The organism is Herbaspirillum sp. 3R11, from assembly GCF_004563925.1.
GTDB lineage: Bacteria > Pseudomonadota > Gammaproteobacteria > Burkholderiales > Burkholderiaceae_D > Herbaspirillum.
Window position 1 is genome coordinate 666,563 of sequence record NZ_SPNJ01000002.1, and the last position, 13,620, is coordinate 680,182.

Annotated in this window: 13 protein-coding genes; all 13 read right to left on the minus strand. The window is 61.5% G+C overall.

Annotated features, from left to right (window positions below):
• On the minus strand, positions 1 to 1,290 hold the full coding sequence (locus tag E4P32_RS11320) for an MFS transporter (RefSeq protein ID WP_094565389.1): 1,290 nt from the start codon (positions 1,288 to 1,290) through the stop codon (positions 1 to 3).
• Positions 1,291 to 1,456: 166 nt separating this feature from the next.
• Positions 1,457 to 2,191, minus strand: coding sequence for an SDR family NAD(P)-dependent oxidoreductase (locus E4P32_RS11325; protein ID WP_116434623.1), 735 nt, complete (start codon positions 2,189 to 2,191; stop codon positions 1,457 to 1,459).
• Positions 2,192 to 2,215: 24 nt separating this feature from the next.
• Positions 2,216 to 2,743, minus strand: coding sequence for a 2,4'-dihydroxyacetophenone dioxygenase family protein (locus tag E4P32_RS11330; protein WP_016834527.1), 528 nt, complete (start codon positions 2,741 to 2,743; stop codon positions 2,216 to 2,218).
• Positions 2,744 to 3,083: 340 nt separating this feature from the next.
• Positions 3,084 to 3,986, minus strand: a complete 903-nt coding sequence (locus E4P32_RS11335; RefSeq protein WP_116434108.1) for a LysR family transcriptional regulator — start codon at positions 3,984 to 3,986, stop codon at positions 3,084 to 3,086.
• A 20-nt stretch (positions 3,987 to 4,006) separates the two neighbouring features.
• Positions 4,007 to 4,843 (minus strand): class III extradiol ring-cleavage dioxygenase, encoded by an 837-nt coding sequence (locus tag E4P32_RS11340; protein ID WP_116434107.1) that lies wholly within the window; start codon positions 4,841 to 4,843, stop codon positions 4,007 to 4,009.
• 66 nt (positions 4,844 to 4,909) lie between these two features.
• Positions 4,910 to 5,335: a DoxX family protein gene (locus E4P32_RS11345; protein ID WP_116434106.1), complete on the minus strand. Its 426-nt coding sequence runs from the start codon at positions 5,333 to 5,335 to the stop codon at positions 4,910 to 4,912.
• 133 nt (positions 5,336 to 5,468) lie between these two features.
• The gene (locus tag E4P32_RS11350; protein WP_116434105.1) at positions 5,469 to 6,710 is read right to left on the minus strand and encodes a THUMP domain-containing protein; all 1,242 of its coding nucleotides are present in this window, start codon (positions 6,708 to 6,710) and stop codon (positions 5,469 to 5,471) included.
• Between the two features lie 192 nt (positions 6,711 to 6,902).
• Positions 6,903 to 7,508, minus strand: a complete 606-nt coding sequence (locus tag E4P32_RS11355) for a 2-hydroxychromene-2-carboxylate isomerase (protein WP_116434104.1) — start codon at positions 7,506 to 7,508, stop codon at positions 6,903 to 6,905.
• 32 nt (positions 7,509 to 7,540) lie between these two features.
• Positions 7,541 to 7,963, minus strand: coding sequence for a CopD family protein (locus E4P32_RS11360; RefSeq protein WP_116434103.1), 423 nt, complete (start codon positions 7,961 to 7,963; stop codon positions 7,541 to 7,543).
• 45 nt (positions 7,964 to 8,008) lie between these two features.
• Positions 8,009 to 9,280, minus strand: coding sequence for a glutamate-5-semialdehyde dehydrogenase (locus E4P32_RS11365; protein ID WP_116434102.1), 1,272 nt, complete (start codon positions 9,278 to 9,280; stop codon positions 8,009 to 8,011).
• A gap of 44 nt (positions 9,281 to 9,324) precedes the next feature.
• Entirely contained in the window at positions 9,325 to 10,344 is a 1,020-nt protein-coding gene (holA, locus tag E4P32_RS11370; RefSeq protein ID WP_116434101.1) for a DNA polymerase III subunit delta, read from the minus strand.
• 3 nt (positions 10,345 to 10,347) lie between these two features.
• Positions 10,348 to 10,887, minus strand: a complete 540-nt coding sequence (gene lptE, locus E4P32_RS11375; RefSeq protein ID WP_116434622.1) for an LPS assembly lipoprotein LptE — start codon at positions 10,885 to 10,887, stop codon at positions 10,348 to 10,350.
• Positions 10,888 to 10,936: 49 nt separating this feature from the next.
• On the minus strand, positions 10,937 to 13,582 hold the full coding sequence (gene leuS, locus E4P32_RS11380) for a leucine--tRNA ligase (protein ID WP_116434100.1): 2,646 nt from the start codon (positions 13,580 to 13,582) through the stop codon (positions 10,937 to 10,939).
• Between the last annotated feature and the right edge of the window lie 38 nt (positions 13,583 to 13,620).

Here is a 13,620-nt window from a genome sequence, read left to right on the forward strand (position 1 = left end):
TTACGCTGCTACCCGGTCGCCTTCGATCGGCTTGTTCACCACGAACATGTACACCAGTGCGGCAGCGAACGCGACCGCGGCGCTGATCAGCAGGGCGTTGACGAACGAGTGGGTCTTGTCGACCACGATGCCGGTGATGAGCGGAGCCAGCGAGCCGCCGAGGTAGCCGCCGAAGTTTTGCAGGCTGCCCAGCGAAGCCACCAAACGACGTGGGATTGCCACGCTGACCAGCGCCCATGCGCCGCCGCTTGCCATGTTCACGAACGCCATCGCCAGCGAGATGTAGACGATCGCCATGAAGGTGCTCGGGGTGTAGGCGGCAGGAATGGTGAACGCACCCGCACCGATCAGACCGGCGCAGATTGGCCACTTGCGGCTGCGGATCGGCGCCATGCCGCGCTTCATCAGACCGTCGGCGATATAGCCCGAAGACAGCATGCCCAGCGTGCCGAAGATGTACGGAATCACCACCACCCAGCCGGTGCGCGCGATGCTCAGGTGACGTTCATGTTCGAGGTAGGCAGGCAACCATGTCAGGTACAGCCACACCATGTAGATCACGCCCATGAAGCCGAACAGCATGCCCCAGGTGGTGCGGTATTTGAACAGGCCCTTCCACTCGTGCCAGGTCAGCTTGGCGTTGGCGTTCGGATCGTTGTCGGTGCCGTCGGCGAGGTACAGCATTTCGGATGGCGTCAGTTCGACTTCATTGCGGTTGCGGTAGAAGATGTACCAGCCCACTGCGACGGCGATACCGGCGATACCCATGATGACGAACATCATGCGCCAGCCGAACGACAGCATCAGCACGGTCAGGATCGGCGGCGCGAGGGCCGGGCCGATGGTCGACGAGGCGACGAAGATGCCGGTCGGGCCGCCGCGTTCGCGCACGGCGAACCATTCGGACACCACTTTGGCGCCGGCCGGGAATTGCGGCGCTTCACCGAGGCCGAGGAACACGCGCGCCACCAGGAACTGATGCAGCGAACCGACGAAACCGCCGGCCAGCTGCGCCACCGACCACACCATCATGCCGGCGCCGAGCATCACGCGCGCGCCGAACTTGTCGAGCATCGCGCCGATCGGCAATTGCGAGAAGGCGTAGGCGAGCGAGAATGCGGACAGCAGCAGACCCATCTCCGATGCGCTCAATCCCAGCTCCTGGCTGACGGAATGATTGGCGATGGACAGCGTGCTGCGGTCGAGGTAATTGACGATGCCGGCAAGCATCAGGAACGTCAGTGCGACCCACTGAATGCGTTTGAGCTTGCTGCTCTTTTGGACTTCCATGTTGTCTCCAAAGTAAATGTAAAGCGCTGCAGGCAAACGGCTTCTGAGCAACATCACCTGCCTGCGCCGTCTTTGCGGTGCTTAGGCCCTGCTGCAGCGTTGCGAAAAACATCCGGCCGCTTGTGGCGGTCGGACGGGTAGTACTAATACTGTTCGTTCCGGCGACTTAATAAGTCGCGCGTCCTCCGGACAAATCAAACACCGCGCCGGTGTTGAACGTGCACGAACCGGAGCACAGCCAGGCCACCATCTCGGCGACTTCCTCGACATAGCCGAGACGGCCCATCGGGCTCTTGGCGATCATGGTTGCGACGTGCGCCGGGCTCATCTGTTCCAGCAGCGTGGTCTTCACCGCCGCCGGCGCCAATGCATTGACGAGGATGCCGGCGTTGGCCAGTTCCTTGCCGAGCGACTTGGTCAACGCCAGCACGCCCGCTTTCGACGCGCTGTAGGCGGAGGCGTTGGGTGTGCCTTCCTTGCCGGCCAGCGAAGCGATGTTGACGATGCGGCCCTGTCCTGCGGCGCGCATGGCGGGCACCACCGAACGACAGGTGTGGAACACGCCCATCAAATTGACATTGACGATGCGATGCCATTCGGCGACGTCGTACTCATCCAGCGGCACGGTCGATCCGGCAAAGCCGGCGTTGTTGATCAGGAAATCAATGTGACCGCGCGAAGCCAGCAGGCGTTGCGTGGCGGCGTCCACCGAAGCGGCGTCGGTGACGTCGACGGTGTCTTGTCCATACGGCGAATCGGCGGCGGGTTTGAGGTCCCAGCACACCACTTCGGCGCCGGCCTGCGCCAGGCGCGCGCTGATGGCGGCGCCGATGCCGCCGGAGCCGCCTGTGACGACCGCGACGGCGCCCTGGAAGTTGTAATCGGCTTGTGCGTAGCTCATGGCGTCGGTCATTCCTTTACGTCTTCAGCGCACGAACTGCTGCACGAAGTCGGCGCCCAGGCCGACCTTCTCGTAATGCGCCTTGCACATTTCGAGCTTGGTGAAGACGTCTTCATAGCCTTCGAACTTGCCGAACGGATCGCAGTAGTACATCACGCCGGTGATGTGGAAGTAGGTGATCATTTCTTCCACGTCTTCGGGTACGTACAGGGTGTGGGTTTCGCCGGGCGGCTCGAACACGTAGCTGCCTTGTTCGGCGATCCAGTTGTGTTCCAGGTAGCGCCAGCGGCCCTTGAGCACCATGCCGTGCACCGGAGCCGGATGGCGATGGCGGCTCAGCACGCCGGACTTGCGCACGCGCAGCAGGTTGGTCCAGTAGCCTTGCGAGACGTTCAGGCACAGCGGACGGAACCAGACGTTTTCGGCTTGCGGCACCCAGACTTTTTCGTCGTCGGGAATGGCGGAGTTGACCACGATTTCCAGCGGCGCTTCTTTCGGGTTCGGGTATTGGTAGGGCATCATTTTCGATGCCTCGGGCGTGGTGGGTTGCATGCTTTTTCTCCTCAGGTTTCAGTAACGGTGTGAGTGGCGACTACGGCCTTTTTATTTTTCTTGGAAGTCCAATATATGGACATGTAGTCTGTAATGTGGTCACTTTGAGGCAATCAGAAAAGTATGTCAAGTCACCTGCCCACGAGGGAAGCGCTCTGAATGCGAGTCCGACAGGCGGTTTTGCAGGTATCCCAAGCCGGCTTCGAATTGGTCAGACCATTCAGCACGACGAGCGCGGATTGTGCGCCTTAAGCAGTGCCATGAAAAGGGAGATGAAAAAAAATCCGCGAGTGCGCGGATTTTTTCATCTCGTCAGCTTGCGGTCAGCAAGCTGCGATGATCAGTGATCTTCCCATGTCACTTCCTCGAATGCATGCACGAGGAAGTCGATGGTGGCGCGCACCTTGGCCGGCAAATGCGTGCGGCTCGGATAGACCGCGTAGATGCCCAGTTCAACGGAGGTGTAGTCGGGCATCACGCGCACCAGTTTGCCGCTGCGGATGTGGTCGTTGAGCATGAAGGTCGGCTGGCGCGTGATGCCGATCCCGGCCAGTGCGGCGGCCACGCAGGTGTCGCCGTTGTTGGCGTGCATGCGCACGTTGGTCTTGACACTGACGGGACCTTCCGGACCTTCGAAATGCCATTCATCCTTGTCGGCCGAATAGCTGTAGCCGAGCACCATGTGGTCCTTGAGGTCTTCCGGATGCAGCGGCGTGCCGTGGCGTTCCAGATAGTCGGGTGCGGCGCACACGACGATGCGCGTCGAGGCCAGCTTGCGATAGATCAGCGAAGAGCTCGGCAGGCGCGCGATGCGGATCGCCATGTCGTAGCCTTCTTCGATGATGTCGACGATGCGGTCCGACAGCGTGATGTCGAGCTTGATGCCGGGATAGCGTTGCAGCAGGCAGGGCCAGACCTTGACCAGGTGCAGCACGCCGAAAGTCTGCGGCACATTGATGCGCAGCAGGCCGGTCGGATCGGTGCTGCCGGCGGTGAGCATCTGGTCGGCGTCTTCCAGCGCGGAGATGATCTGCTTGCAGCGATCCAGATACAGCACGCCGGCTTCGGTGAGCGACAGCCGGCGCGTCGTGCGTTGCATCAGGCGCGTGCCGAGACGCGCTTCCAGTTCAAGAATGGTGCGCGACACCGCCGCCTTGGACACATTCAGCGCGTCGGCCGCCTTGACGAAGCTGCCCAGCTCGGCCACGGCGATGAAGCATTCGATTTCGCGCAGTTTGTTCAAGCGATGTCTTTCCGGACGGGTTATGCCGCAGCAGGCAAATCGGCGAGGATGGACGACTGCGAGCCGAAGGCGAAGGCGTCCATGCGCAGACTATGATACGTCGAACCGCTGTCCAGATGCACCGATTGCGTCCAGTCGTCGGCCGCGCCCATGGCGAAGAACAGCGTCAGCAGATGTTCATCGGTCGGATGGGTGCGCACCGAATGCGGCGCCGAGTCGCGATAGCTCAGCAGCGCTTCCAGATTGCCGCTCTGCATCTGCGTCAGGAACCATTGCAGGAATTCCACCGTGTGCGGGGCGCTGTCTGAGCCAAGCGCGGCATCCGGATCATTGCGACGCAGTTCGCGCAGGTTGTGCGTGAAGCTGCCCGAGCCGACCAGCAGGATACCCTCCTTCGCCAGCGGCGCCAGCAACTGGCCGATGCGGTAGTGATAAGCCGGCGGCTGATGCGGTTGCAGCGATAGCTGCAGCACCGGGATATCGGCCTGCGGATACAGGTAGCGCAGCGGCACCCAGGCGCCGTGATCGAGGCCCCAGCCGTCATCGGTCTGGGCGGGCAAGCCGGCGTCGCGCAGCAGGCCGGCGACGCGCTCGGCCAACTCGGGCGAACCGGCAGCCGGGTAACCGAGTTCGTACAACTCCTGTGGAAAACCGCCGAAGTCGTGGATCACGCGCTGCTTGGCCAGGCTGCCGACGCGCGGCGTCTGGGTTTCCCAATGCGGCGAGACGATCAATATGGCTTTGGGTGTGGGCAAGCTTGCGCCGATGCTGCGCAACAGCGGCCCGGTCCTGCCGGGTTCCACCGCCAGCATGGGCGAACCGTGAGAAACGAAAAGTGATGGCAGTGCGGTAGACATGGCAGTACTCCGGAAAAGGGGGAAACCCCGCGAGACTTCCGCCCCGCGAAGGTTTCAAGATAATGATTATGCAGCGTTGTTCAGGCTCTTGCGCTTGACGGCGAACGCGCCGTTGCCGAGCAGGTAGACCGCGATCAGGGCAACGATCCACATGGCCAGATATTCCCAGCCGCCCTTGGGGTTGCTGAAGAAGAAACCGTTCTTGCCATGCACCGTGAAGATGGCGCCGACCAGGTCGATCGCAAGGGGAATGGCCAGCAGGTCGCCGTAGAAGCCGATCACCAGCGCGATGCCGCCGACCACTTCCAGCAGGATGATCAGATAGGCGAGGAAACCGGGCAGGCCCAGCGATTCAAAGAAAGCGGCGGTGCCCGGCAGCGTGAAGACGAAAATCTTCATCGCGGCATGCACCAGGAAGAACAGGCCCGAGGTGACGCGCAGCAGGAAAGCGGCGTAATCGGCTTTGGTGTTGAGGGGGGTAGTGGTGGTCATGGCGGCTCCCAAATGAATGAGGCCACGATTGGCCTCGATGGGAGCAACTGTAAGGAAAAGCGAGCTTGGGATAAATACGGCGCGGCGGGATGAATTGTTTCGATAAGCTTGACAATCATCCCGCCGATGGCGCTTAAGCCTGATCAGGCTTGGGCTTGGCCGCCTCGCGGCGGTTGAAGCCTTCGACCATGTCGAAACGGAACAAACGGCATTCCAGGGCACCGTTGAAGAACGGCGTCTTGCGAGCTTCCTTCAGGCGCAACAATTTCGGCAGGCCGAGGTCGGCCGAGAACAGGAACACGCTCCAGCCGGCGAAGCGCTGCTTGAGCGTGGTGCCGAAGGCGCTGAAGAAGGCCACGAACAGCTCGTCGGTCGGCACCGCCGCATCGCCGCGCACGCTCAGACGCTCGCCGTACGGCGGGTTGGTCAGCATGATGCCGGTGGCCGGATTGCCGTCGGCGTCGACCGGCGGTTTGACTTCCTGCGCTTCGATCTGTTTCAGCGGTACGTCGAACATAATGCCGGCCTTGCGCAGGTTGTTGCGCGCGATGTTGACCATGTCGCCGGAAATGTCGCTGCCGAAAATCGTCGGCACGGTCGGCAATGGATTCGGCTTGAAGTCGCCCTTGATCGCCAGCCATGCTTCGGCGTCGAAGTTGCCGAATTTTTCAAACGCAAAACGGCGGCGTGCGCCCGGCGGAATGCCGGCCAGCATCTGTGCGGCCTCGGCCAGGATGGTGCCGGAGCCGCACATCGGGTCGAACAGGACCATGCCCGGCTTCCAGCCGCTGGTGCGCAGCAGGCCGGCTGCGAGATTTTCCCGCAAGGGTGCCTCGCCGGTGTCATCACGCCAGCCGCGCTTGAACAGCGCTTCGCCGGAGGTGTCGATGTAGAGGGTGAACGTGTGCGCGTCTAGGAAGCCCGAGATGCGCATGTCCGGCGTCTTGGTGTTGACCGATGGACGCTCGTCGAAACGTTCGCGGAAACGGTCGCAGATGGCGTCCTTGATTTTCAGCGTGGCGAACTCGAGGCTGCGCAGCGGCGACTTGACCGCAGTGACGTCGACACGGATCGTGTGCGACACCTCGAACCAGTTTTCCCACTCCTGTTCGAGCGCCATGTCGTAGATGTCGTTTTCGTTCTTGTAGGAACCGTGGGCCAGGCGCAGCAGCACGCGGCTGGCGATGCGCGAGCGCAAGTTGAGCTGGTAGGCGCCGAGCATGCTGCCGGAGCAGTGCACGCCGCCGGGAACCTGGGTGTGTACTTTCAGGTTGGCGTCGGGGCCGGCCAGCAGGGCGATTTCGTTGAGTTCTTCCGCGAGGGCGATTTCGAGGCCGCGCGGGCAGGGGCAGAAATAGGAATAGTTGGTGCTCATGAGGGGTACCTTTTGTCCGTTGGGGGTTGATGCCTGGATCGTCACGCAACCTGATGTTGAGTGGCGGGTCTTTCTTCCGGCGGCGTTGACGGCATCTTGCTATCAACGCCGCCGGATTCCCGCTTGCGCGGGAATGACGAATCTGAATTTGAATCTGAATCTGTTTCTTAATGCTGCTGTTGCTGCTGCAACTTACTTTTCGGCAAATGCGCGCTCGACGAAGTCGAGGCGGTCCTGGCCCCAGTAGCCTTCGCCGTCCACGATGAACCATGGCGCGCCGAACACGTTGGCGGTGGTTGCTTCTTCGCTGAAGCGGTCAAACTCGGCCTGCACGCTGGCGGTTTCCGAGGACTTCAGCAAGCTCGCGCCGTCGTGGCCGAGGCCGTTGGCGATCGCCAGCAGCGTATCGGTGTCGGCAATGTTCTTTTCTTCTTCCCAGATCGCGCGCATCACGGCGCCGGTCAGCTCGAGCGCCGCGTTGGTGCCGTGCGCCAGTTGCGTGGCGATGATCAGGCGTGCGGCGACGTCGCTTTGCACCGGGAAGTAGGTTGGCTGCAGGTTCATCGGCAAGCCGAGGAATTTGCTCCAGCGGTCCAGTTCCTTGAGGCGATAAGCTTGGCGCTGTGGCGCGCGCTTGGCCAGCGGCAAGCCGCCGGATTGGCCGAAGATCTTGCTCAGGTCGAACGGCTTGAGCACGACCTGGACGTCGTACTGCTTGGCCAGAGCGACGAAACGCGCATGCCCCAGATAGGCGAAAGGAGAGTGCGGCGCGAAGAAGTATTCACATACCTTGCCCATGAAGGACTCCGTAAAAGGATGAATCAGAAATATCAGAAAGGTTTGACGACCACCAGAATCACGATGGCCAGCAACAATAATACCGGGACTTCGTTGAACCAGCGGAACCACTTGTGGCTGCGCTTGTTTTGGCCATTTTCAAACTTCTTGAGCAATGAGCCGCAGGCGTGATGGTAGCCGATCACCAGAATCACCAGCGCCAGCTTGGCATGCATCCAGCCGTTGCCGGGACCTTTGCCGATGCCGATGACCAGATACAGGTACAAGCCCAGCGCGATGGCAGGAATCGCCAGCACGGTGGTGAAACGGTACAGGCGGCGCGCCATGCCGAGCAGGCGCTCTCTGGAGACGGTTTCGGTCTCCTGCGCCAGGTTGACGAAGATGCGCGGCAGATAGAACAGGCCGGCGAACCACGAGGCGATGAACACGATATGCAGGGCTTTGATCCAGAGCATGCGACTTCCTTTGGCGATTGGCGGTAAAGGGGATAACGGTGAGGCTTACTGGCGAACCTGTCCTTGTCCCAGCACCACATATTTAAGCGAAGTCAGGCCATCCAGCCCGACCGGGCCGCGGGCGTGCAGCTTGTCGTTGGAGATGCCGATCTCGGCGCCGAGGCCGTATTCGAAACCGTCCGCAAAACGCGTCGAGGCATTGACCATGACCGAGGCCGAGTCCACTTCGCGCAGGAAACGCATGGCGCGCGTGTAGTCTTCGGTGATGATGGCGTCGGTATGCTGCGACGAGTACGTGTTGATGTGGTCGATCGCTTCGTCCATGCCGGCGACGATCTTGACGGCCAGGATCGGCGCGAGGTATTCGGTGCTCCAGTCGTCTTCGACGGCTTCCTTCAGCAGCGGATAGCCGGCCAGGATCTGACGGCTTTCGGCGTCGCCGCGCAGCTCGACGTCCTTGGCGCGGTACAGCACCGCCAGTTTCGGCAACACCTCGGCGGCGGCGGCGCGCGCCACCAGCAGCGTTTCCATGGTGTTGCAAGTGCCGTAGCGATGGCACTTGGCGTTGAAGGCGACGTCCAGCGCTTTTTGCAGGTCGGCCTTGTCGTCGATGTAGACATGGCAGATGCCGTCCAGGTGCTTGATCATCGGCACCTTGGATTCCTTGATCAGGCGTTCGATCAGTCCCTTGCCGCCGCGCGGCACGATGACGTCGACGTAGTCGGTCATGGTGATCAGCGCGCCGACGGCGGCGCGGTCGGTGGTCTCGACCACTTGCACCGCGTCTTCGGGCAGGCCGGCGCCGGCCAGGCCTTCCTTGACTAGCTTCGCCAGCGCCTGGTTGCAGTGGATCGCTTCCGAGCCGCCGCGCAGGATGGTGGCGTTGCCGCTCTTGATGCACAGGCCGGCGGCGTCCACGGTCACGTTCGGACGCGCTTCGTAGATGATGCCGATCACGCCCAGCGGCACGCGCATCTGGCCAACCTGGATCCCGGTCGGGCGATACTTCATGTTGGAGATTTCACCGATCGGGTCGGGCAGGGCGACGATCTGCTCCAGGCCTTCGGCCATGGTGGCAATGGCTTTGTCGGACAGCGTCAGGCGGTCAAGCATGGCATCCGACAAACCATTGGCGCGGGCGGCGGCCAGGTCTTGCTGGTTGGCGGCACGCAAGGTGTCGGCGTCGCGGCGGATGGCCGCGGCGATCAGGGTCAACGCGCGGTTCTTCGCCGCCGTGTCGGCACGGGCCATGGCGCGCGATGCCTTGCGGGCGCGCCGGCCGATGTCGTTCATATACTGTTCGATGTTGAGCGTCATGATGTTTTTTTAAGCTTGAGTATTTTTCAGTGCTTCAGCGGCCTTCAATAGCCGCGCGCGACTTTGAGTCCCAGCTGCGACAGCGCATCCCAGGCATCGCCCGAGAATGCCTTTGCCCGCAAGCCCTTGACCATCTTGTCGATCTGCGCGGCTTCCTGCAGCGCGGTTTGCAGCGTTGCCAGGCTGATGCGCCGCAGCGCCGGGTCCATCAGCTTTTCGCGCGCACCCCAGATGCGGTATTCCTTGAGCAGCATGCCCAGTTGCTTGCCTTGCGCGACGCCGGATTTCAACTTGAGCAGCGTGCGCACTTCTTCGGCCACGGCCCATAGCACCAGCGGCAGCGCTTCGCCTTCGCCCTTCAAGCCATCCATCATGCGCATGAGGCGGGCGGCGTCGCCCGACAGCATCGCTTCGTTGAGCTTGAAGACGTCGTAGCGCGCCACGTTCAGCACGGCGTCGTGCACCTGTTCGAACGTCAGCTTGCCGGTGGGATAGAGCAGGCCGAGCTTTTGAATTTCCTGATGCGCGGCGAGCAGGTTGCCCTCGACGCGGTCGGCGATGAAATCCACGCACTGGCGATCCGCGCTTTGCTGTTGCGCGGCGAGGCGGTTACTGATCCAGCCGGGCAGATGCGCGCGCTCGACCAGCGGAATATCAATATACACGCCGGCTTGCTGCAAGGTGCCGACCCAGGCCGCTTTCGCGGTGGCCCAGTCAAGTTTGGGCAGGCTGATGATGGTCAGGTTGTCGGGGTTCAGGTTGGCGGCGTATTCCTGCAGCGCCTGGCCGCCATCCTTGCCGGGTTTGCCGGTGGGGATGCGCAACTCGATCAGTTTCTTGTCGCCAAACAGCGATTGCGACTGGTTGGCAGCAAGTAGTTCGCCCCATTTGAAGCTGCGTTCGACCACCAGCACGTCGCGCTCGGTATAGCCGTTTGCGCGCGCGCTCTTGCGGATCTTGTCGACGGCTTCCAGCGCCAGCAGATGTTCATCGCTGGCGATGACATACAGCGCCGACAGCGACTTGGTCAGATGGGTGTCGAGCGCGTCCAGCCGCAGTTGCATCGATTATTCCTCTACAGCGTCTGCAGTACCTGCAGTGGCGGTTTTGCTGGCGGACAGGCGGCGCAGGATTTGCTGCACCAGATCGCTCTGCATGTCGCGATACAGCAGTGCTTCTTCAGCCTGTTTCGCCAATTCCTGGTTTTCGTCGTAGGTGATATCGCGCTTGAGCGTGATGTTGGCTGGCGGAATCAGGATTGCCCCCTTGTTGTCCTTGACCAGGAAGCTGAAGCGTTGATAGAGCGAGTATTCACGCACACGGCCACTTGTATTCAGCGTCAGGATCTTCTTTTCACGGGTGTCGGCGATCACTTGCAGCACCGCTTCGGCCTTGGTCGGGTCGGACACCACTTCAACGCCGCTGGTGCGGATGTAGCGCTTCAGTTCCGTGCCCAGCTGCGAATTGTCTGCAAAGCCGAGATAGATCGTCTTGAACGGCAGATTCGCCGGCCCGCGCATGTGGAAGCCGCAGGCGCTGAGCATGACCGCTGCCAGCAGCATCAGGAACCATTGCAGTACTTTGCGTTGGTGAGGTTGAAATGGCATGAGTGTGTCCGTGGTCAGGTTCGTGAGCAAAAGAATCGGCGTAAAAGCGTCAGGCAACGATGTTGATCAGCTTGCCGGGGACGACGATGATCTTCTTCGGCGCGCCGGTCAGGAATTTCTGCACGCTTTCGTTGGCCAGCGCAGCGGCTTCGATGCTGGCCTTGTCGGCGTCCTTGGCGACGGTGATGCTGCCGCGCAGTTTGCCGTTGACCTGGATCATCATTTCGATCTCGCTTTGTTCCAGCGCGGCGGCGTCGACCTGCGGCCAGTCGGCGTCGAGGATGTCGCCCTGTTGCTTGGCGAAGCCCAGTTGCTGCCACAGCGCGTGCGTGATGTGCGGCGTGATCGGATTGAGGATGCGCAGGAAGATCGAGGTGCATTCGGCCAGCACGGCGTTGGCCACCGGGCTGTCTTCCAGCTTGGCGGCTTCGAGCGTGTTGAGCATCTTCATGCAGGCCGATACAACCGTGTTGTACTGGATGCGTTTCAGGTCGTGATCGGCCTGTTGCAGCACCTTGTGCACTTCGCGGCGCAGCGTCTTCAGTGCGTCGTTCAGTTGAGTCGCATCGACCGCGCCGGCGCCTTCGATGCGCGCAGCGTTGTTGTAAGCGAAGGCCCACACGCGGCGCAGGAAGCGGTTGGCGCCTTCAACGCCGGTGCCCGACCATTCCAGGGTTTGTTCCGGCGGCGAAGCGAACATGGTGAACAGGCGCGCGGTGTCGGCGCCGTACTGGTCGATCTGCGCTTGCGGATCGATACCGTTGTTCTTGGACTTCGACATCTTTTCGGTGCCGCCGATGATGACAGGCTGGCCGTCTTCCCTGAGGATGGCGGTGACCGGACGACCCTTGTCGTCATGCGTCAGTTCGACGTCGGCAGGGTTGATCCAGGTCTTCTTGCCGGCAGCGTCTTCGCGATAGTAGGTCTCGTTGAGCACCATGCCTTGCGTGAGCAGGTTGGTGAACGGCTCGTCGAACTTGACCAGGCCGAAGTCGCGCATGACCTTGGTCCAGAAGCGCGCGTACAGCAAGTGCAACACGGCGTGTTCGATGCCGCCGATGTACTGGTCCATCGGCATCCAGTAGTCGTTGCGCGAATCGACCATGGCGTCATTGCTCTGCGGCGAGGTATAGCGCATGTAGTACCACGACGAATCGACGAAGGTATCCATCGTGTCAGTCTCGCGGCGCGCCGGTTTGCCGCAGCTTGGGCAATCGACGTGCAGGAATTTTTCATGCTTGTTGAGCGGGTTGCCGCTGCCGTCCGGCACGCAGTCTTCCGGCAGCACCACCGGCAAATCTTTTTCCGGCACCGGCACGTCACCGCAATCGGCGCAGTGGATGATCGGGATCGGGGTGCCCCAGTAGCGCTGGCGCGAGATGCCCCAGTCGCGCAGACGGAAGGTGACTTTCTTTTCGCCCAAGCCCTTGGCGGCCAGGTCGGCGGCGACTGCATCGACTGCAGCCTGATAGCCGAGGCCGTCGTATTTGCCGGAGTCGACGGTCTTGCCGCCTTCCTTGTCGCCGTACCATTCTTCCCACGCGTCGGTGGAGTAGGTCTTGCCTTCGACGGCGACGACTTGCTTGATTGCCAGATTGTATTTCTTGGCGAAGGCAAAGTCGCGCTCGTCATGCGCAGGCACGCCCATCACGGCGCCGTCGCCGTAGGTGATCAGCACGTAGTTGCCGACCCACACTTCAACTTGCGCGCCGGTCAGCGGATGCGTGACGAACAGGCCGGTCGGCATGCCCTTCTTTTCCATCGTCGCCATGTCGGCTTCGATGACGCTGCCCTTCTTGCATTCGGCGATGAAGTCTTGCAGCGCAGGGTTGTTCTTCGCGGCGAAGGTCGCCAGCGCGTGTTCCGGCGCCACGGCGCAGAACGTCACGCCCATGACGGTGTCGGCGCGCGTGGTGAAGACCCACAGCTTGCCGTCGTTGATCAGCTTTCCGTCATCTTTGATGTCATGCGGGAAGGCGAAACGCACGCCGGTTGACTTGCCGATCCAGTTGGCCTGCATCAGGCGCACGCGCTCTGGCCAGCCCGGCAGTTTGGTTTCGACGTGTTCCAGCAACTCTTCGGCGTAGTCGGTGATCTTGGCGTAGTACATCGGGATTTCACGCTTCTCGATGACCGCGCCCGAACGCCAGCCCTTGCCGTCGATGACCTGTTCGTTGGCCAGCACGGTCTGGTCGATCGGATCCCAGTTCACGGTGCCGGTCTTCTTGTAGATGATGCCCTTCTCAAGCATCTTCAGGAACATCCACTGGTTCCATTTGTAATACTCGGGCGAGCAGGCCGTCATTTCACGCGACCAGTCGATCGCCAGGCCCATCGACGCCATCTGCTTCTTCATGTACTCGATGTTCGAGTAAGTCCATTGCGCCGGCGGCACGCCGTTGGCCATCGCGGCGTTTTCGGCAGGCATGCCGAAGGCGTCCCAGCCCATCGGCATCAACACGTTGTAGCCGCTCATGCGCAGGTAGCGGTACATCACGTCGTTGATCGTGTAATTGCGGACGTGGCCCATGTGCAGCTTGCCCGATGGGTAAGGCAGCATGGAGCAGGCATAGAACTTCTTCTTGTCGCGGCCGTGCTTGTCCTTGGCGTGTTCGACGGTCTTGTACGCGTCGGTCGCGATCCAGTGCTGTTGCGCGGATTGTTCTACTTCTGCTGGGCTGTATTTATCTTGCATGTCGGGTTGAGGCAAAGGAAAGATCGGAACCCGGCATT